General features: G+C 59.5%; 20 protein-coding genes. 5 read left to right on the forward strand and 15 right to left on the reverse strand.

Going from position 1 to position 17,838, the window contains the following annotated elements; all coding sequences use genetic code 11:
* The first annotated feature begins 103 nt into the window (after positions 1-103).
* Both VY732_RS06330 and pdxH read left to right on the forward strand, forming a co-directional pair.
* Positions 104-1,204: an OmpA family protein gene (locus VY732_RS06330; RefSeq protein ID WP_077571406.1), complete on the forward strand. Its 1,101-nt coding sequence runs from the start codon at positions 104-106 to the stop codon at positions 1,202-1,204.
* Between the two features lie 24 nt (positions 1,205-1,228).
* Positions 1,229-1,876: a pyridoxamine 5'-phosphate oxidase gene (gene pdxH / locus VY732_RS06335; RefSeq protein WP_077571407.1), complete on the forward strand. Its 648-nt coding sequence runs from the start codon at positions 1,229-1,231 to the stop codon at positions 1,874-1,876.
* 5 nt (positions 1,877-1,881) lie between these two features.
* Here pdxH and VY732_RS06340 read toward each other — a convergent pair whose 3' ends face one another.
* Complete coding sequence (locus VY732_RS06340) at positions 1,882-2,118, reverse strand: hypothetical protein (RefSeq protein WP_331694973.1); 237 nt, start codon at positions 2,116-2,118, stop codon at positions 1,882-1,884.
* A gap of 179 nt (positions 2,119-2,297) precedes the next feature.
* Here VY732_RS06340 and VY732_RS06345 point away from each other — a divergent pair, with 179 nt between their 5' ends.
* On the forward strand, positions 2,298-2,762 hold the full coding sequence (locus tag VY732_RS06345) for a glycine zipper 2TM domain-containing protein (RefSeq protein ID WP_016771369.1): 465 nt from the start codon (positions 2,298-2,300) through the stop codon (positions 2,760-2,762).
* Positions 2,763-2,835: 73 nt separating this feature from the next.
* Here VY732_RS06345 and VY732_RS06350 read toward each other — a convergent pair whose 3' ends face one another.
* From VY732_RS06350 to nhaA, 3 genes are all read right to left on the reverse strand, one after another.
* Positions 2,836-3,087: a pyocin S6 family toxin immunity protein gene (locus VY732_RS06350; RefSeq protein WP_064119793.1), complete on the reverse strand. Its 252-nt coding sequence runs from the start codon at positions 3,085-3,087 to the stop codon at positions 2,836-2,838.
* 10 nt (positions 3,088-3,097) lie between these two features.
* Positions 3,098-4,291: an S-type pyocin domain-containing protein gene (locus VY732_RS06355; RefSeq protein ID WP_331694974.1), complete on the reverse strand. Its 1,194-nt coding sequence runs from the start codon at positions 4,289-4,291 to the stop codon at positions 3,098-3,100.
* Between the two features lie 160 nt (positions 4,292-4,451).
* Positions 4,452-5,642 (reverse strand): Na+/H+ antiporter NhaA, encoded by a 1,191-nt coding sequence (gene nhaA, locus VY732_RS06360; RefSeq protein ID WP_077571409.1) that lies wholly within the window; start codon positions 5,640-5,642, stop codon positions 4,452-4,454.
* Positions 5,643-5,892: 250 nt separating this feature from the next.
* Here nhaA and VY732_RS06365 point away from each other — a divergent pair, with 250 nt between their 5' ends.
* Positions 5,893-6,987 carry a PLP-dependent cysteine synthase family protein gene (locus tag VY732_RS06365; RefSeq protein WP_331694975.1) on the forward strand — a complete coding sequence of 365 codons (1,095 nt, stop codon included), beginning with the start codon at positions 5,893-5,895 and terminating at the stop codon, positions 6,985-6,987.
* A 123-nt stretch (positions 6,988-7,110) separates the two neighbouring features.
* On the opposite strand, the gene VY732_RS06370 is transcribed toward VY732_RS06365, so the two are convergent.
* The 3 genes from VY732_RS06370 to VY732_RS06380 form a co-directional block, all read right to left on the reverse strand.
* Complete coding sequence (locus VY732_RS06370; protein ID WP_122591545.1) at positions 7,111-8,724, reverse strand: NAD(P)/FAD-dependent oxidoreductase; 1,614 nt, start codon at positions 8,722-8,724, stop codon at positions 7,111-7,113.
* A gap of 97 nt (positions 8,725-8,821) precedes the next feature.
* A complete protein-coding gene (locus tag VY732_RS06375) occupies positions 8,822-9,475 on the reverse strand; it encodes a COG3650 family protein (RefSeq protein ID WP_331694976.1) in 654 nt (217 codons plus the stop codon).
* A gap of 59 nt (positions 9,476-9,534) precedes the next feature.
* Entirely contained in the window at positions 9,535-10,134 is a 600-nt protein-coding gene (locus tag VY732_RS06380) for a short chain dehydrogenase (RefSeq protein WP_331694977.1), read from the reverse strand.
* A 104-nt stretch (positions 10,135-10,238) separates the two neighbouring features.
* Between VY732_RS06380 and VY732_RS06385 the strand changes: the two genes are divergently transcribed.
* A complete protein-coding gene (locus VY732_RS06385) occupies positions 10,239-11,153 on the forward strand; it encodes a LysR family transcriptional regulator (RefSeq protein ID WP_331694978.1) in 915 nt (304 codons plus the stop codon).
* Positions 11,154-11,262: 109 nt separating this feature from the next.
* On the opposite strand, the gene VY732_RS06390 is transcribed toward VY732_RS06385, so the two are convergent.
* From VY732_RS06390 to livH, 8 genes are all read right to left on the reverse strand, one after another.
* Positions 11,263-11,739: a DoxX family protein gene (locus tag VY732_RS06390; protein WP_331694979.1), complete on the reverse strand. Its 477-nt coding sequence runs from the start codon at positions 11,737-11,739 to the stop codon at positions 11,263-11,265.
* The gene (locus VY732_RS06395; protein ID WP_331694980.1) at positions 11,736-12,494 is read right to left on the reverse strand and encodes an HvfC/BufC N-terminal domain-containing protein; all 759 of its coding nucleotides are present in this window, start codon (positions 12,492-12,494) and stop codon (positions 11,736-11,738) included. Before VY732_RS06395 ends, VY732_RS06390 begins: the two co-directional genes overlap by 4 nt.
* Positions 12,491-13,378, reverse strand: coding sequence for an MNIO family bufferin maturase (bufB, locus tag VY732_RS06400; protein WP_331694982.1), 888 nt, complete (start codon positions 13,376-13,378; stop codon positions 12,491-12,493). The genes VY732_RS06395 and bufB overlap by 4 nt, the downstream gene beginning before the upstream one ends.
* A gap of 25 nt (positions 13,379-13,403) precedes the next feature.
* Entirely contained in the window at positions 13,404-13,709 is a 306-nt protein-coding gene (locus VY732_RS06405) for a BufA1 family periplasmic bufferin-type metallophore (RefSeq protein WP_077571418.1), read from the reverse strand.
* 291 nt (positions 13,710-14,000) lie between these two features.
* Positions 14,001-14,702, reverse strand: a complete 702-nt coding sequence (locus VY732_RS06410) for an ABC transporter ATP-binding protein (protein WP_008082262.1) — start codon at positions 14,700-14,702, stop codon at positions 14,001-14,003.
* Entirely contained in the window at positions 14,703-15,470 is a 768-nt protein-coding gene (livG, locus tag VY732_RS06415; RefSeq protein WP_077571419.1) for a high-affinity branched-chain amino acid ABC transporter ATP-binding protein LivG, read from the reverse strand.
* Entirely contained in the window at positions 15,467-16,723 is a 1,257-nt protein-coding gene (locus VY732_RS06420; RefSeq protein ID WP_093438700.1) for a high-affinity branched-chain amino acid ABC transporter permease LivM, read from the reverse strand. Before VY732_RS06420 ends, livG begins: the two co-directional genes overlap by 4 nt.
* On the reverse strand, positions 16,720-17,643 hold the full coding sequence (gene livH, locus VY732_RS06425; protein ID WP_116028816.1) for a high-affinity branched-chain amino acid ABC transporter permease LivH: 924 nt from the start codon (positions 17,641-17,643) through the stop codon (positions 16,720-16,722). Before livH ends, VY732_RS06420 begins: the two co-directional genes overlap by 4 nt.
* Positions 17,644-17,838: the final 195 nt, after the last annotated feature.

Raw genomic sequence — 17,838 nt, forward strand, 5'->3', positions numbered from 1 at the left:
GAGGTCCCAGGGTCGGAACCTCAAGCGGTTTTTCGTTTCAAAACGGCTGTTTATCCGGGCGAAAGTGCTCTGATTTTTCATTACTTCATTTTGTGGATTTTCAATGTCATCTAAAAAGACCCTCGCCCTGGCCCTGTGTGTAGCGATCACCGGTTGTGCACAGACCCCAAAAAACGATGCGGACGGCGGCAGTTGGTGGCCGTTCGGCTCTTCCGACAAAGTGGCGGCCAAGGAGCCGGCTCCGGCGCCTTTGAAGCCAGCGGCGACTGCACCGGTTGCCAAAACCGAAAGCAGCAACCCTTGGTACTGGCCGTTCGGTTCCGATGATGAAGCCGCCAAGGCTGACATGAAGGCAGAAGTAGCGCCTGAAGCCAAGAAACCGGTCGCCGTGGCCAAGGCTGATGCCGACACCGGCAGCAAATGGTGGTGGCCGTTCGGCGGCAAGGATCAACCCACCACCAAAGCCGTGCCGATGCCGGATCCGAAAGTCACCCAGGCCTGGCTCGACGACTACGAGCCGCGTCTGCGTGAAGCGGTCAAGGACAGCAATCTGCAACTCGAACGCCGTGAAAACGTGCTGGTCGTGACTGCACCGGTCGAAGGCTCGTTCAACCCGGATCGTCCAGCCATGCTGCTGCCGGTCACCCTCGGCCCGTTCACCCGTGTGGCGAAAATCCTTGAAGCCGACCCGAAAACTGCCGTGCTGGTCCTTGGCCATAGCGATTCCAGTGGTGCCGCGCCTGCCAATATCAAACTGAGCCAGGAGCGTGCCCAGGCCATCGCCGCAATCTTCCGTCTCAGTGGCTTGCAGCGTGATCGCCTGATGCTGCGTGGCATGGGTTCCGAAGCGCCGCGTGCAGCCAACGACAGTGTTGAAGGTCGTGCCCTCAACCGTCGTGTCGAACTGCTGGTGACCCCGCAAAACACCATGGTTGCCCTGTTGAGCAAGTACAACATGCCGGCACCGAAGCCAGTGACCCTGGTCGCCGCGCAAGACGTCAAGCCAGCCGCCAAACCGGTGACCCCGGCCCCTGCCGCGAAAAAAGCCGCTGTTCCGGCAACCAAAAAGGCTCCGGTGAAAAAAGCGGCTGCCAAGGCACCGGCCAAAAAAGCCCCGGCCAAGGCCCCAGCGAAAAAGACTGCTCCCGCCAAAGCCGCCGCGACCGACAAGAAAGTCGCCGCGACCGATGCCGACAAGAAGTGATCCGCTAACGAAAAGGAATGCGCCATGACCCAGGCTCTGGCAGATATGCGTCGTGATTACACCCGGGATGGCCTGACCGAGGCGCAAGCCCCGGCCGAGCCGTTTGCGTTGTTCCACCAGTGGTTCGCCGACGCGGTGAAAACCGAACAGGCGCCGGTGGAAGCCAACGCCATGACCCTGGCCACGGTCGACAAGGATGGGCGACCGCACTGTCGCATTCTGCTGCTCAAGGGCCTGGACGAGCAGGGCTTCACCTTCTTCACCAACTACGACAGCGCCAAGGGCCAGCACCTGGCGGCCAACCCGTTCGCCGCCATGACTTTCTTCTGGCCGACCCTGGAACGTCAGGTGCGCATCGAAGGGCGGGTGGTGAAGGTCACGCCCGCGGAGTCGGATGCGTATTATCAGGTGCGGCCACTGGGCAGCCGCCTCGGCGCCTGGGCATCACCGCAGAGCCGGGTGATCAACGGGCGCGCTGAACTGGAAGATTTGCTCAAGGCCACCGAGCAGCGCTTCTCCGATACTCAGCCCGACTGCCCGCAACACTGGGGCGGTTACCGCTTGCTACCGGAGCGCATCGAATTCTGGCAGGGCCGTCCGAGCCGTCTGCACGATCGCCTCAACTACCGTGTGCAGGGCGCCGACTGGATTCTTGAACGTCTGGCACCCTGAGCAGTCTACCGAGCGGGATAGCCTACCGCAGCGGCCTCCAGCCACTTCGGCAGATCCCGGCGCTTGATCTTCAGCGCCTGAGCGCGAGCCAGCTGTTCCAGCATGAAAGCACGTTTGCCTTCATGCTTGCCGGCCAATGACAGCGCCAGGTCGCGATCCATCCAGCGTTTGATCCGCACGTACAACCATCCGTGGAAGTACAAACCGGCGACAGTGGTGACGACGATGATGAAGTAATCCATGAAAATCCTTGGTGTCCGTGGCGCAGAATCGGTAATTTGGCGCTACTGTAGGGCTACCTCAGGGAGCGCGTGCAGGTGTCTGTACCGCGCCTGAATGAAAGCCAATTTATCCGGGCGGTGTCGTGACAGGCGTCAAGCCACGGAGTTTAATGACTATATGTTTCTTTGGAGTTGATGCTATGCGTAAGTCTGTTCTGCTGGTTGCTTCCTTTTCCACGATGGCGATGTTGCTCACCGGCTGCCAATCGAGCCTGACCGGTGACTCCTACTCCCGTGACGAAGCGCGTCGCGTGCAGACGATTCGCATGGGCACCATCGAATCCCTGCGTCCGGTGAAAATCGAAGGCACCAAAACCCCGATCGGCGGCGCTGCTGGCGCAGTGGTCGGCGGCGTCGGCGGTAGCGCCATCGGCGGCGGCAAGGGCAGCATCGTTGCTGCAGTCATCGGTGCGGTGGCGGGTGGTCTGCTCGGCTCGGCGACTGAAGAAGGTTTGACCCGTACTCAAGGTGTGGAAATCACCGTGCGTGAGGACGACGGCAGCATGCGTGCCTATGTGCAGCAGGTGCAGGAGAACGAAGTGTTCCGCGTTGGCGAGCGCGTGCGCATCTCCACCGTTGGCGGGACCAGCCGCGTTTCGCACTAAGCGGGATGTAGGGTAAAGAAAACCCCGATCAGGTGACTGGTCGGGGTTTTTTTATTGCTTACAGCTAGGTGAGTCAATAATCGGCGCATGTTCCCATGAAGTACTCTAGTCCCTTCGGGAAGCTAACGTTAAGAAGAACTTCCAGCGCAGTTATCTGATCCGAGCTCAACATTAATTCGCCGGGCTCCAGTTCGTTCAAGGGCTTGGACTCGATCAGTTGTGCGACCTTTTCATTCATTTCGCTGCCGGTGACGTCCAGCTCGAATTGCATTGAATTATCTTGGACGTCATCAGGATAGAAGCCGGTTATAGAAAGGTAGAGCATATGTCAGTCCTTAATTTCTCGAGGTTTTTCTATCTGGCTCTGCTGGCCCGGTTTGTTCACCTGTCAGGTGATTGAACTCACCCAAATGAGTCGTTCCCAGTTTGTCGTATTTTTCTACAGCATTACTTTTGTAATCCCACTCATATATTCGACCTTTGCGGTCGACCCAGCGTGCTCGCTGCTTTCCGCCACCTTGAACCGATGACTTTGACTTCACTCTAATCGCATCGGGGAACGCAGGAAGTGTTTTTGGGTGGCCGTAGTAAGCGTGGTCTCTAGCCCGACTGACAACGATATAAATCGGCCGAACCAATGAGCCTGGTGGAAACACTAGAATAAAATCCCGATAATCCGGCGGATAAACCGGATTGACCAGAATCCCGTCCGCCGCTTTCGTCGGCGGATACACCCAGATATGCGGCGCTTGCGGTGCAGCCTCCAGCGCGGGGATGCCAAGGATGTCGGAGCCATCCACAGCCGGCGTCCAGATCAGTTCTACGCCTTCGCCCAAGTCAGCAATGAACCGGCTGTCACGCAACTTGAACTGCACGACATCAACCATTTCCCAATCGCGATTCTTGCCGGTGTAGAAGCCGTAGCCCTTCAAGCTGCCGTCGGCCTGCTGTTCGACCCTCAGCCGAACACGCGTTCGCGCCTGTTCAAGTCCACGCAGTTGTTCGTCAGTATAGAGCGCACTGTCGCCAAGACTCGATGGCATGAACAGCGCAACCAAACCAACCAAAGGCGCAACAGCCGCGCTTGATACAGCAGCGGGCAGTGCTTCAAACACCGATCCCGCCAGAGCCAGGCTGCCAAATCCAGCTGGAATAGCGGTTGCGCCGATTTTCTTGAGCGGAACTGCGCCGCTTTCATCGGCCTCACGCGCGCCCAGCAGAATCAGCTCGCCGTAATCCTTCAGGCTGTCAGTCGGCACCATCCCCGAAGGACTGGAGTAATCGATAATCGCATCCGGCAATTTGCAGGACTTGGCAAATACGCAACCGGCACGCATGGGCTCGGCTTTTTTGACCGCCACCTCACGGCTGCGCTCGAAAGCCTCCTGCCGCGCCAGCATGGCGTCGTAAGCGTTTTGTCTGGCGTCGCGCTCCGCCAATTCCGTGGCCGTCATGTAGCGGTAGGTGACGTGATGCCCATCACCTTGCGGTGGGTTTTGAACCCGGGGAATGTCCTTGTTGCCAGCCACTGATCGTCCTTTCGTTCATCCATCGACAGCCCTTCGCAAAGGGCTGCGCAACGTTAACGAAGCAGGAAAATGGTGGCTGTAGGACGCGTCTCTAATGACGTGGGGATTTGTCGCTGTGGTATCAGAAGGGCGAGGGGAAAGTCCCCTCGCCGCAGGTTTTCTATGCGTTGGGCAATGCTGTATTGCGGCGACTCGCCGCCGCCGTCACCGCATAACCAATCAACGCCGCCAGAATCGACCCGGTCAAAATCCCCATCCGGTCCATCCCAGCGTAATCACTCACACCCGGTTCAAACGCCAGTGAGCCGACAAACAGGCTCATGGTGAAGCCGATGCCGCAAAGGATCGCCACGCCCAGTACCTGACCCCAGTTGGCACCTTGGGGCAGGGCGGCGATGCCGGTTTTGACCGCGAGCCAGGTCAGACCGAACACGCCGACGGTCTTGCCTAGCAGCAGGCCTACCGCAATGCCCATTGGCACGTGGTGAGTGAAGCTTTCGACGGTGACGCCGGTCAGCGACAGGCCGGCGTTGGCGAAGGCGAACAGCGGCAGGATGCCGTAGGCCACCCACGGGTGCAGCGCATGTTCGAGGGTCAGCAACGGCGACGGCTCGGCATTTTTCGTGCGCAATGGAATGCAGAAGGCCAGGGTTACGCCCGCCAGCGTGGCGTGGACACCGCTCTTGAGGACGCAGACCCAGAGAATCAAACCGATGATCATGTACGGCCCAAGTTTGACCACCCCGAGCCGGTTCATCGCCACCAGCGCCGCGATGCACGCTGCCGCCAGACCCAGCGACAGGGTCGACAGTTCGCCCGAGTAGAAGATTGCGATGATCACGATGGCGCCGAGGTCATCGATGATCGCCAGGGTCATCAGGAACAGTTTCAGCGATACCGGCACACGCTTGCCGAGCAGCGCCAGTACGCCGAGGGCGAAGGCGATGTCGGTGGCGGTCGGGATTGCCCAGCCGTCGAGGGCTGCAGGGTTATCGCGATTGAGGAACCAGTAGATCAGCGCCGGCACCAGCATGCCGCCGATCGCTGCGGCGCCGGGCAGGACGATCTGCGACGGTTTGGACAGCTGGCCATCAAGGACTTCGCGCTTCACTTCCAGGCCGATGAGCAGGAAGAACATCGCCATCAAACCGTCGTTGATCCACAGCAGCAGGGGTTTAGCGATTTTCAACGCACCGATCTGCGCCACCACCGGAGTGTCGAGCAGGCCGGTGTACAGCCACGACAACGGCGAGTTGTTGATAATCAGAGCCAGGATGGCCGCGGCGATCAATAACAGACCGCTGGCAGCTTCCAACTGAAAGAAACGCGTGAAAGTGCTACGCAGAGGCAAGGTCGCTCTCCATCGATAAAGTCAAAAGGTGGAACACCCTAACCCGTACTGTTAGTTGTTAAAACAAAAGTTATATTCTTTTTTGTTATATGGCGTTACAAGGTGTCTGGCTCAAGCCACGCTGAGCCTAGCAGTTGTCTGACATATTGAGACTCAGCTGTATCTGTGCGCGCTATAGGATTTTTCCTAAGCTGATGGGTGAGCCTTTCGAACAGCTTCATCTCCTGCCGATTCAACGAGAACCATCACCATGAGCGACAACCGACAGTGGGCCCGCGAAGCCATCCGCATCATCGAGGCGGATTTTCAGCGCAGCGCCGACACCCACCTGATCCCTTTGCCGCTACCGGGTTTTGCGGGCATCGAGTTGTATTTCAAGGATGAGTCCAGTCATCCGACCGGCAGTCTCAAGCATCGTCTGGCTCGTTCGCTGTTTCTCTACGCGTTGTGTAATGGCTGGCTGAAACCCGGCGCGCCGGTGATCGAGGCGTCCAGCGGTTCGACGGCGATTTCCGAAGCGTATTTCGCACGGATGCTGGGCCTGCCGTTTATTGCGGTGATGCCGGCGACCACGTCCAAAGAGAAGATCGCGCAGATCGCGTTCTACGGTGGCCAAAGTCATCTGGTGAAAGATCCCACGCAGATCTACGCCGAATCCGAGCGTCTGGCCCGCGAGCATGGCGGCCACTTCATCGACCAGTTCACCTACGCCGAACGCGCCACCGACTGGCGCGCGAACAACAACATCGCCGAATCGATTTTCCAGCAGATGCGTTACGAAAAACATCCGGAACCGAGCTGGCTGATCTCCAGCCCCGGCACCGGCGGCACCACCGCAACGCTCGGTCGTTACGTGCGCTACCGCCAGCATTGCACCCGCGTGCTGTGCGCCGATGCCGAGCGTTCGGTGTTCTTTGATTACTACCAGACCGGCGATGCGAGTTTGCGTCTGGATTGCGGTTCGCGCATTGAAGGTATTGGCCGGCCGCGCGTCGAAGCGTCGTTCCTGCCCAAGGTGATCGATGCGATGGTCAAAGTGCCTGACGCCTTGTCGCTGGCGGCCATGCATTATCTGGCGCAGCGTCTGGGGCGCCATGTTGGCGGGTCGAGCGGGACCAATCTGATCGGCGCCTTGATGGCGGCGCAGCAGATGAAAGCGGCGGGGGAGTCGGGGTCGATCGTGGCGATTCTGTGCGATGGCGGCGAGCGGTATGCCGACACCTATTACGATCAGGATTGGCTGAAGGCGCAGGGGTATGAATTGACGGGGTTGATCGAGGCGGTGGCGGCGAGTGCCGAGCGGGGTGAGGCGCTGCCTGACTCAGTCCTGCGCGCCAATATCTGATACACCGAAATCAACTGTAGGAGTGAGCCTGCTCGCGATGGCGGAATAACATTCAACATTGATGTTGAATGGACTACCGCTATCGCGAGCAGGCTCACTCCTACAGGGTTTTGTGTCAGTCAGTCAGTCAGTCAGGCCGAGGATGTCGCGTGCCACGGCTTCTGCGATGCGAATCCCGTCAACACCCGCCGACAGAATCCCGCCCGCATAACCCGCGCCTTCACCGGCCGGGAACAAGCCCTTCACGTTCATGCTCTGCAGGGTTTCGTTACGGGTAATGCGCAACGGCGACGAAGTGCGCGTCTCGATCCCGGTCAACACTGCATCGTGCAGCGAGTAACCGCGAATCTGCTTCTCGAACGCCGGCAAGGCTTCACGGATCGCCTCAATGGCAAAGTCCGGCAAGGCCAGGGCCAGATCACCCAGCGCCACGCCTGGTTTGTACGACGGCTCGACTTCACCCAACTCGGTCGATGGAATGTCGTTGATGAAGTCGCCAACCAGTTGCGCCGGCGCCTTGTAATCGCTGCCACCGAGGATAAACGCATGGGATTCCAGACGTTCCTGCAACTCGATCCCTGCCAGCGGGCCGCCCGGATAATCGACTTCCGGGGTGATGCCGACAACGATGCCGGAGTTGGCGTTGCGCTCGTTACGCGAGTACTGGCTCATGCCGTTGGTGACCACGCGGTTCGGCTCGGAGGTCGCCGCGACCACGGTGCCGCCCGGGCACATGCAGAAGCTGTAGACCGAACGGCCGTTCTTGGCGTGGTGCACCAGTTTGTAGTCGGCAGCGCCGAGTTTCGGGTGGCCGGCGTATTTGCCCAATCGCGCGCGGTCGATCAGCGATTGCGGGTGTTCGATGCGGAAACCCACCGAGAACGGCTTGGCTTCCATGAACACGCCACGGCTATGGAGCATGCGGAAGGTGTCGCGGGCGCTGTGGCCGAGGGCCAGAACCACGTGTTTCGAATGCAGGGTTTCACCGCTGGCCAGTTCGACGCCGACCAGTTGGCCGTCTTCGATCAGCACGTCGGTGACGCGTTCCTGGAAGCGCACTTCGCCGCCCAGTTCGCGGATCTGCTCGCGCATGTTTTCAACCATGCCGGTCAGACGGAACGTACCGATGTGCGGCTTGCTGACGTAGAGGATTTCTTCCGGTGCACCGGCCTTGACGAACTCGTGCAGGACTTTGCGGCCGAGAAACTTCGGGTCCTTGATCTGGCTGTACAGCTTGCCGTCGGAGAACGTGCCCGCGCCGCCTTCGCCGAACTGCACGTTGGACTCGGGGTTGAGCACGCTTTTACGCCACAGGCCCCAAGTGTCCTTGGTGCGCTGACGGACTTCGGTGCCACGCTCGAGGACGATCGGCTTGAAGCCCATTTGTGCCAGCAGCAAACCGGCGAAGATCCCGCACGGGCCGAAACCGACGACGATCGGGCGCTGGCTCAGGTCGCTTGGCGCTTCACCTACGAATTTGTAGCTGACATCCGGCGCCACGTTGACGTTACGGTCGTCGGCGAACTTGCCCAACACCTTGGCCTCGTCGCGCACTTCGAGGTCGATGGTGTAGATGAAGCACAGTTCGGAGGACTTTTTGCGCGCATCGTAGCTGCGCTTGAACAAGGTGAAATCGAGCAGATCATCGCTGGCGATGCCCAGGCGCTGCACGATGGCAGGGCGCAGGTCTTCTTCGGGATGGTCGATTGGCAGCTTGAGTTCAGTGATTCGTAACATGGCGAGGATCCGGGTTCGCGGGGCGCACAACTGCGCCAGGGCGTTTGAAGGCCGCGATTATAAGCCGCAAAGGCCGGACCCGGTGAGGCTAAAACGCTCAGTCGTTGCGCGATCCGCCGAAATACCCGCAACCGCGCTGCACCTGGCCGTCGATGCGCAACTCGGCGCTCATGTGCTGCACGCTGCCGGTGTTGCTGTCGACGCAACGCTGCGGTGCGACCCACAATTCGATGCGCTGGTTGTTGGCTTCGCTGCTGAGATTGAAGCGGCCATCGCCCAGTTGTTCTTCAACATAGGGCACGGCAAGCGGCTGCTGGCCTTCGCGGTCGATGACCATGCCTTTGCCGCTGACCTTGACGTTCCATTCCGGGCCGTGGCCGGTGGCGCGCAGGATCAGCAGTTTGAAGTTGGGGTCATCGCAGGCAGTGCCGGAGCGTTCGACGCGATACAGCTGCGTCAGGTCGAGTCGATCACCGGCGACCTTGCCGCGCACATCGGCGAACAGCTTGCCTTGCTCGTCGGCGAGGGTCGCGGCTTCTTGCAGAATGCTGGTGCCACCGATGTCATTGACGATGAGCTGGCGCTGCTCCTGACACGGCTGAAACACCAGTTTGCCGTCAGCGGCGGTCAGTTGCCCCTGCATCCGCGTCTGCCCGACGTGCGAGGCACTTTCTCGCTGGCCATCGAACAACTGGCAAGCGGCAAACAACGGCAGCAGGGCAACAACGACTAACGAACGGGCAACACGCATCTTCGGCTCTCCAGACAAGTGCCGCCACGTTACGCAGCCTGACCGTTCATCACAAGGGTTTAGCCCACGTGAAATGTCTGACCTGTCTGCAGGCCTTCGACACTCTTCGCGTAGGCCAGCGCCACATCCGCCGCAGGAACCGGCTTGTAACCACGGAAATACGGGGCGTAACTGCCCATGGCTTCGAGCAGTACGGTCGGGCTGATCGAGTTCACTCGCAGGCCGCGTGGCAGTTCGATGGCAGCGGCGCGGACGAAGCTGTCGAGGGCGCCGTTGACCAGCGCTGCCGAGGCGCCGCTACGAATCGGGTCGTGGCTGAGTACGCCGGTGGTGAAGGTGAACGAGGCGCCGTCATTGGCGAATTCGCGACCGATCAGCAGCAGATTGACCTGGCCCATCAGTTTGTCTTTGAGGCCGAGAGCGAAGCTGTCTTCCGTCATCTCGCCCAGCGGTGCGAAAGTCACGTTGCCGGCGGCGCACACCAGTGCGTCGAACTTGCCGGTTTTTTTGAACAGCGTGCGGATTGACACGCTGTCGCTGATATCCACCTGCAAATCACCGCTGCTGCGGCCGATACGAATGACTTCGTGGCGTTGCGAGAGTTCTTTGTCGACCGCCGAACCAATGGTGCCGCCAGCGCCTATCAACAGAATTTTCATCGAGCTGTACCTCAAGTGAGTGAACGAGGTTTCAGTCTAGAGTGGTTTTTTCTGCGGATAAGCGCGCTAATGGGCAACCTTTGGTTTTCAATTGGAAACAATCCATGAGCGAAATGGATGATCTGGCGGCGTTTGCCGTGTTGATTGAAGCGGGCAGTTTCACCTTGGCAGCGCAGCAATTGGGTTGCAGCAAGGGCCAGTTGTCCAAGCGCATCAGCCAGCTCGAAGCGCAGTTTTCCGTGGTGTTGCTGCAACGCACCACCCGGCGCTTGAGCCTGACCGCCGCCGGCGCAGCCTTGTTGCCGCAGGCGCAAGCGTTGGTCGTCCAGGTCGAAAAAGCGCGTCAGGCCTTGGCGCGGCTAAAAGACGATATGGCCGGACCGGTGCGAATGACGGTGCCGGTGTCGCTGGGAGAAACCTTCTTTGATGGTCTGCTGTTGGAGTTCTCGCACAAATACCCCGAGGTGCAGATCGAGCTGGAGTTGAACAACAGTTACCGCGATCTGTCACGGGACGGTTTTGATCTGGCGATTCGCAGCGAAGTGGCCAATGACGAACGTCTGGTGGCCAAACCGTTGCTGGCCTGGCAGGAAATGACCTGCGCCAGCCCGGCGTATCTCGAGCGTTTCGGTGAACCGCTGACGCCACAGGCTCTGGCCGAGCATCGCTGTTTGCTTAACAGCCACTACAGCGGGCGCGAAGAGTGGTTGTATCACCAGCAGCATGAATTGTTGCGGGTGCGGGTGTCAGGGCCGTTTGCCAGTAACCATTACAACTTGCTGAAGAAAGCCGCGCTTAGCGGCGCCGGTATCGCGCGATTGCCTTCCTACCTCCTGCAGGCGGAATTGGCTGACGGCAGATTGCGCTGGCTCCTGCGTGACTTTCAGACCCGACGCATGCCGATGTACCTCGTGCATCCGTATCAGGGTGGATTGCCGAAGCGCACGCAAGTACTCGCGGACTATTTGATCGGCTGGTTCAAACGCAGCGGTGAGGCGCTGGATCGACTTCAGCGTTGAACCGTTCCCTTGTAGGAGTGAGCCTGCTCGCGATAGCGGAGTGTCAGTCGCGGATGAGTTACCTGACACACCGCTATCGCGAGCAGGCTCACTCCTACAGGGATTTTGCTTAGCGGGAAAGACGGCGGGCGATCAGATGATCAATCGACAACTTGCCCGGCCCCGTCGTCATCAAGTACAGCAACACCGCCGCCCAGGTGCCGTGGGTTGGATAAGCATCCGGGTAGACAAAAAGCTGAATGGTCAATGTCATGCCCAACAACGCCAGCGCCGAAAACCGCGTAGCGAAGCCGATCAGAATCAGCAGCGGAAAAAAGTGTTCGGCAAAAGCCGCCATGTGCGCGGCAATCTCTGGCGACAGCAGCGGCACGTGGTATTCGCTCTTGAACAACGGAATGGTCGAGTCGGCCAGCCGTGGCCAACCGAGTTGAAAGGTGCCGTCGATCAGATCGATGGCCAGGCCTTCAACCTTGGTCTGCCCGGATTTCCAGAACACCGCGGCAATCGAGAAACGTGCAATGAAAGCGATCAGGCTGTGGGGGATTTTTTCCAGCAGCGTGATGGCACGGTTGATGAACGTTTTCATGGCAGTTCCTTGTTGTTCAATTGGATGATGGCGTTGCGCCCGATCAGCAAGCCGAGGGTCTGCGCGAGGTCGAACTCAGGGCTGTTTTCAGCCGCTTTCAGCAGTGGCTGGCCATCGATCAGGTTGCGGATAAACGTGATGGCGCCGGGGTCGAGGGCAAACACTTCGACATCCAGGCCATTGCGCAACACCAGCCCGTGTTGCCTTTGGTGGGTGTCGACGCCCGCCAGCGTCGAGTCATGCTGATGTGCGCCCCAGATCGCGACCACGGCATAGGCTGAGTCGAGCAAATGCAGCGAGGGATGAAATTCGAAGCGCAGTTCACTCAGCGTTTGCACATCAGCCAGTGCTGCCGTGATCTGTTCTGCGCGCACGGGCTGGGCGTCAGCCGCGTGGTAGGCGAGGGTGCGCAAGTGCTCAAGGCGCGCCACGTCCGCCAGATAAGGCACGTCGCCGGCCGGTTCAAACGCTGCAATGAAATCCGCAAATGCTTCTCCGTAGCGGCACATCAACGGACTCTGTGGAGGCTGCTGTTGTACGAAAACGGTCGCCATGGCGCGGAAGAATTCATCGCCGACCAATTGCGCAACCACCGGATAACTGTCGCCCAACGCATTGATCAGCGAACCCAGCACGTTGTTGCGATACACCGCGAAACGGCTCGCCGGATCAGCGCCATTGGCGCTGCACAGACCATCGGGGCAGGGCAGCCGCGTATCGATGAGCGCGGCAGCGAAATCGCGTTGGCTGCTCATGTGCACCCTCCGGCATCCCGCAAAAGCGCATCAGCCTGTTGCGCCTCCGCCAATAGCACCTCGAACGCCGGCACTTGATTGTCGCGCTCGATCAGCGTCGCCACCGGGCCGATGCGTTGCAGCACTTGCCGGTACAAACGCCAGACGGCTTGATCGATCGGCGCGCCGTGATCATCGATCAGCAAACGGTCGCCGAGGTTGTCGCAATCCTCGGCAAACCCGGCCAGATGAATTTCGCCCACCGCGTGTAATGGCAGCGCATCGAGATACGCCAGCGGATCACGCTGATGGTTCACGCAGGAAACGTAGACATTGTTGACGTCCAGCAACAGTCCACAGCCGCTGCGGCGGATGACCTCGGCGATGAAGTCAGGCTCATCGATGGTCGAACGCTGAAACCCCAGATAGGTCGCCGGATTCTCCAGCAACATGGGCCGTTTGAGCGTGTTTTGTACCTGATCGATATGCTCGCAGACGCGGTTCAATGTCGGCGTGTCATAGGCCAGCGGCAACAGGTCATTGAGAAACACCGGGCCATGGCTCGACCAGGCCAGATGTTCGGAAAAGGATTGCGGTTGATAGCGTCGGATCAGTTCGGCGAGGCGCTTGAGGTGCTGTTTATCCAACGGGCCTTCAGCGCCGATGGACAAGCCGACACCGTGTAGCGACAGCGGATACTGCTCGCGGATCAAACCGAGAAAATGATGAAACGGACCGCCGTCGACCATGTAGTTTTCGGCGTGGACTTCGAAGAAGCCGATGTCCGGTTGTGAGCCGAGCACTTCACGAAAGTGCCCGGTCTTGAGCCCCAGCCCGGCACGGGGCGGGAGCTCGCGCAGGGCTGCCTGAGTGGCGGGGTGGGCAGGGTGGTTGGCTATAAACATGATCGTCACTCAGGCAGATCGTCGATCAGGACTTGGCTTTGAACGCTTCCATCTGGCCGAAACCGGTCGGCGAAGTCTTGCTCTCAGTGGTGGCGCAGGTGCCCTTCGGAACGAGTTTCCAGGCGTTGGCCTGATAGTCCATTTTCGCTGTGCCGGCACAGGTGGTGCCTGCGCCTGCTGCGCAATCGTTGTGACCTTTCATGGCCACGCCGAAGCATTTTTCCATGTTGGCGTCAGCGGCACTGACAGTCGATACAGCGGCCATGCTCAGGGCAGAACCGAGGGCCAGAACCAGGGCAGTAGCGGACAGGGTGCGGGTGGTAGCAGTCATGATGTTTCTCCAGTCTTTGTCAGGGTTTTTACAAGCGCGGTTGCGCTTGCTTACCCCTCTAGAGAAACGCGGTAGGGTTACGTTACAGCCCCCTCAAAATCTTTTTGAAAAAATGCAAATACCTGTAGGAGTGAGCCTGCTCGCGATGGCGTCGTGTCAGACGCCGATGATGTTGAATGACACTACGCCATCGCGAGCAGGCTCACTCCTACAAGGGATTTTTGGAGAATCTGAAAATCGTACAGGCACAAAAAAACGGCCCGAAGGCCGTTTTTCGTTTAGCGACATGCATCAACCGCCGAGGTACGCCTCGCGTACTTTCGGGTCAGTCAGCAGTGCTTCGCCGGTGCCTTGCATGACCACGCGGCCGTTCTCCAGAACGTAGGCGCGGTCGGCGATTTTCAGCGCCTGGTTGGCGTTCTGCTCGACCAGGAACACCGTTACACCGTCCTTGCGCAGCATTTCGATGATGTCGAAAATCTGCTGGATGATGATCGGTGCCAGGCCCAGCGACGGCTCGTCGAGCAGCAGCAGTTTCGGCTTGCTCATCAGCGCACGGCCGATGGCGAGCATTTGCTGTTCGCCGCCGGACATGGTGCCGCCGCGCTGGTTGAAGCGTTCTTTCAGGCGCGGGAACAGGCCGAGAACCTTGTCCATTTGCTCCTGATAGTCGCCCTTGTCGGTGAAGAAACCGCCCATGGAGAGGTTTTCTTCAACGGTCAGACGGGCGAACACCCGACGACCTTCCGGCACCACCGCGATGCTTTTGCGCATGATCTGCGACGAGTCCTGGCCGACCAGTTCCTCACCCATGTAGCGGATGCTGCCGCTGTGCGCTTGCGGCGAACCGCAGAGCGTCATCAGCAGCGTCGACTTGCCGGCACCGTTGGCGCCGATCAGGGTCACGATCTCGCCCTGACGGACTTCGACGTTGACGCTGTGCAGGGCCTGGATCTTGCCGTAGAAGGTGGAAACGTTTTCGAATTGCAGCATTTACGCTTCCCCCAGGTAGGCTTTGATCACTTCAGGATTGTCGCGGATCTGTTCCGGCGTACCGTCGGCCAGAGGCGTGCCCTGGTTGATCACGACGATGTGGTCGGAAATGCTCATGACCAGTTTCATGTCGTGTTCGATCAGCAGCACGGTGACGTTGTGCTCTTCACGCAGCACGCTGATCAGCGCCTTGAGGTCTTCGGTTTCCTTCGGGTTCAGACCGGCGGCCGGTTCGTCGAGCATGAGAATCCGTGGACGGGTCATCATGCAGCGGGCGATTTCCAGACGTCGTTGCTGACCGTAAGCCAGGGTGCCGGCGGTACGGTTGGCGAACTCCTTCAGGTTGACCTTTTCCAGCCAGTACTCGGCAAACTCCATGGCCTCGCGCTCGCTTTTGCGGAACGCCGGGGTCTTGAACAGACCGGCGAGGAAGTTGGTGTTCAGGTGACGGTGCTGGGCGATCAACAGGTTCTCGACCGCCGTCATGTCCTTGAACAGGCGTACATTCTGGAAGGTACGCACCACGCCTTTGAGGGCGATCTTGTGGCCCGGCAGGCCTTGGATCGGCTCACCGTCCAGCAGGATGCTACCGCCGGTAGGCTGATAGAAACCGGTCAGGCAGTTGAACACGGTGGTCTTGCCCGCGCCGTTCGGCCCGATCAGTGCAACCACTTGTTTCTCTTTAACGGTCAGGGCCACGCCGTTGACCGCGAGCAAGCCGCCGAAGCGCATGCTCAGGTTCTCGACTTTCAAGATCTCGCGGCTCATTTTCGCAACTCCATGTGTGGGCGTTGCATCGGCAGCAGACCTTGTGGACGCCAGATCATCATCAACACCATCAGGGCACCGAACATCAACATGCGGTACTCGCTGAACTCACGCATCATTTCCGGCAACAGGATCATCACCACGGCCGCCAGAATCACACCCAACTGCGAGCCCATGCCACCCAGCACCACAATGGCGAGGATGATTGCCGACTCGATGAAGGTGAACGACTCTGGCGTCACCAGACCCTGACGCGCAGCGAAGAAGCTACCGGCGAAACCGGCGAATGCAGCGCCGAGAGTGAACGCGGACAGCTTGATGATCGTTGGATTCAGCCCCAGCGCACGGCAGGCGATTTCGTCTTCACGCAGCGCTTCCCAGGCACGGCCGATCGGCATGCGCAGCAGGCGGTTGATGACGAACAGTGCCGCCAGCGCCAGCAACAGCGCAACCAGGTAGAGGAAAATCACCTTGTTGATCGAGTTGTATTGCAGGCCGAAATACTCGTGGAAGGTTTGCATGCCTTCCGCCGCTTTACGTTCGAAGGTCAGACCGAAGAACGTCGGCTTCTCGATGTTGCTGATGCCGTTCGGACCGCCAGTGATGTCGGTCAGGTTACGCAGGAACAGACGGATGATCTCGCCGAAACCGAGGGTCACGATCGCCAGATAGTCACCGCGCAAACGCAGCACCGGGAAGCCCAGCAGGAAGCCGAACGTCGCCGCCATCAGGCCGGCAATCGGCAGGCAGATCCAGAAGCTCAGGCCGTAGTAGTGCGACAGCAGCGCGTAGCTGTAGGCGCCAACGGCGTAGAAGCCGACGTAACCGAGGTCGAGCAGACCGGCCAGACCGACGACGATGTTCAGACCGAGGCCGAGCATCACGTAGATCAGGATCAGCGTCGCGATATCCACCGCGCCACGGGAGCCGAAGAACGGCCACACCAGCGCCACCAGGATCAGCGCAATGATGAAATAGCGCTGAGTGGTCGGCAGGGTCAGGAAGTTGCTGGCCTTGGCCGGAATCAGCGGCAGACCCGGCGACGAGCGCCAGGCTTTGCTGATCTGCTGATTGAACAGCACGCGCAGGAACATCAGCACCGAGCAGATGGCGATGGTCGCCAGTACGGCCGGGCTGGTGTTGTGCACTTCGAGGTTGATGCCGACGATGGTCAGTTTCAGTCCGAGCACAGGATACGCAACTGCCCAAACCAAGAGCGCACTGAACAGTGCCTGTTTAAGATTCCTAGTCATACTTTCTCAACCTCCGGACGGCCCAGAATGCCGGTCGGACGGAACAACAGCACCAGAACCAACAAGCCGAAAGCCACGACGTCCTTGTACTGGTCGCCGAAGATATCGGCACCAAAGGCTTCCGCCACCCCAAGCACCAACCCGCCGAGCATGGCGCCGGGGATGCTGCCGATGCCGCCGAGTACCGCAGCGGTGAAGGCTTTGAGGCCGACGAGGAAACCGGCGTTCGGGTTGATCACCCCGTATTGCATGCTCAGCAGCACAGCCGCAACGGCTGCCAGCGCGGCACCAATGACGAAGGTCAGGGCGATGATGTTGTTGGTGTTGATGCCGAGCAGGTTGGCCATCTTGATGTCTTCGGCGCAGGCGCGGCAGGCGCGACCCAGGCGAGAGCGGGAGATGAACAGCGTCAGGCCGAGCATGGCGATCACTGTCACCACGAACACCACGATTTGCATGTAGGAAATCAGCACTTCTTGTGCGCCACCTGGGCCGAAGGCAAGGTTGCCCGGAATCAGGTTGGGGATCGCTTTGTCCTTGGAGTCTTGCGCCAGCAGAACCGTGTTCTGCAGGAAGATCGACATACCGATCGCGGAAATCAGCGGGATCAGACGGTTGCTGCCGCGCAAGGGGCGGTAGGCGATCCGTTCGATGCTGTAACCGTAGGAACTGGTGACGACGATGCTGGCGATGAACGCCGCGGTCATCAACAGCGGGACACTGTCGAGTCCCATCATGGTCAACCCGGCGATGGCGATGAACGCCACGTAGGAGCCGATCATGTACACCTCGCCGTGGGCGAAGTTGATCATTCCAATGATGCCGTAGACCATCGTGTAGCCGATGGCGATCAAGGCATACATGCTGCCAACGTTCAGGCCGTTAACCAGCTGTTGGAAGAAGTGATAGATGTCAGGCATTACAGCGCTCCTAAAAACCTGATACGCATTTCACTGGTGGAGTCATTTTCCCGCCCGGCCCCGTGGATCTTTATCCACTTCGAATCCGGGTTTTGCCAGCGAACCGCTGATGACGGTTTTGAGATTTTCAGGTGGGGAGACTGGCGGATCACGCCAGCGCGGCCCAATACATTCGTAAAACAAAGCCCACGGCAC

The organism is Pseudomonas sp. ZY71 (genome assembly GCF_036542145.1).
Taxonomy (GTDB): domain Bacteria; phylum Pseudomonadota; class Gammaproteobacteria; order Pseudomonadales; family Pseudomonadaceae; genus Aquipseudomonas; species Aquipseudomonas koreensis_A.

Bases quoted from the DNA above. Each gene is read 5' to 3' on its own strand.
- livG (WP_077571419.1), bottom strand. From the start codon at position 15,470: ATGAGCCGCGAGATCTTGAAAGTCGAGAACCTGAGCATGCGCTTCGGC.
- VY732_RS06420 (WP_093438700.1), bottom strand. From the start codon at position 16,723: ATGACTAGGAATCTTAAACAGGCACTGTTCAGTGCGCTCTTGGTTTGG.
- VY732_RS06395 (WP_331694980.1), bottom strand. From the start codon at position 12,494: ATGAGCAGCCAACGCGATTTCGCTGCCGCGCTCATCGATACGCGGCTG.
- VY732_RS06380 (WP_331694977.1), bottom strand. From the start codon at position 10,134: ATGAAAATTCTGTTGATAGGCGCTGGCGGCACCATTGGTTCGGCGGTC.
- VY732_RS06330 (WP_077571406.1), top strand. From the start codon at position 104: ATGTCATCTAAAAAGACCCTCGCCCTGGCCCTGTGTGTAGCGATCACC.
- VY732_RS06405 (WP_077571418.1), bottom strand. From the start codon at position 13,709: ATGACTGCTACCACCCGCACCCTGTCCGCTACTGCCCTGGTTCTGGCC.
- VY732_RS06385 (WP_331694978.1), top strand. From the start codon at position 10,239: ATGAGCGAAATGGATGATCTGGCGGCGTTTGCCGTGTTGATTGAAGCG.
- livH (WP_116028816.1), bottom strand. From the start codon at position 17,643: ATGCCTGACATCTATCACTTCTTCCAACAGCTGGTTAACGGCCTGAAC.
- VY732_RS06390 (WP_331694979.1), bottom strand. From the start codon at position 11,739: ATGAAAACGTTCATCAACCGTGCCATCACGCTGCTGGAAAAAATCCCC.
- VY732_RS06410 (WP_008082262.1), bottom strand. From the start codon at position 14,702: ATGCTGCAATTCGAAAACGTTTCCACCTTCTACGGCAAGATCCAGGCC.
- VY732_RS06350 (WP_064119793.1), bottom strand. From the start codon at position 3,087: ATGCTCTACCTTTCTATAACCGGCTTCTATCCTGATGACGTCCAAGAT.
- VY732_RS06370 (WP_122591545.1), bottom strand. From the start codon at position 8,724: ATGTTACGAATCACTGAACTCAAGCTGCCAATCGACCATCCCGAAGAA.
- bufB (WP_331694982.1), bottom strand. From the start codon at position 13,378: ATGTTTATAGCCAACCACCCTGCCCACCCCGCCACTCAGGCAGCCCTG.
- VY732_RS06375 (WP_331694976.1), bottom strand. From the start codon at position 9,475: ATGCGTGTTGCCCGTTCGTTAGTCGTTGTTGCCCTGCTGCCGTTGTTT.
- VY732_RS06340 (WP_331694973.1), bottom strand. From the start codon at position 2,118: ATGGATTACTTCATCATCGTCGTCACCACTGTCGCCGGTTTGTACTTC.
- VY732_RS06345 (WP_016771369.1), top strand. From the start codon at position 2,298: ATGCGTAAGTCTGTTCTGCTGGTTGCTTCCTTTTCCACGATGGCGATG.
- pdxH (WP_077571407.1), top strand. From the start codon at position 1,229: ATGACCCAGGCTCTGGCAGATATGCGTCGTGATTACACCCGGGATGGC.
- VY732_RS06365 (WP_331694975.1), top strand. From the start codon at position 5,893: ATGAGCGACAACCGACAGTGGGCCCGCGAAGCCATCCGCATCATCGAG.